The following is a 257-nucleotide window of genomic DNA, read 5'->3' on the forward strand; positions in this document are numbered from 1 at the left end:
GAGTGATCGGCGCGGGTCAGGCGGGCGAGGGGGTCGTAGTGGTAGCGGTGTTCGCCTTTGCGGGTGTCGAGCAGGCGGGTGAGGTTGCCGGATTTGTCGTAGTCGTATTGGCGTTGGTAAAAATGGTTTTGCTGTTGGGTTACCGCGTGGGCGTGTAGGCGGCTCTGGTCGTCGTAGTGGTAGTGGCTGAGCAGTTGGCCTTGCTGGCGTTGATGCTCTCGGCCGCTCTTGAACAGATGCGAGGTAAGCACTTCACC

The 257-nt window shown here is 60.3% G+C and carries 1 protein-coding gene; it reads right to left on the bottom strand.

Features of this window, described 5'->3' with window-relative positions:
• A partial coding sequence (locus ODQ19_RS28105; RefSeq protein ID WP_330211852.1) for a hypothetical protein occupies positions 1–257 on the bottom strand: 257 nt, incomplete at both ends.

This window comes from Pseudomonas sp. AM4(2022) (genome assembly GCF_036346515.1).
Lineage (GTDB): Bacteria > Pseudomonadota > Gammaproteobacteria > Pseudomonadales > Pseudomonadaceae > Aquipseudomonas > Aquipseudomonas paracarnis.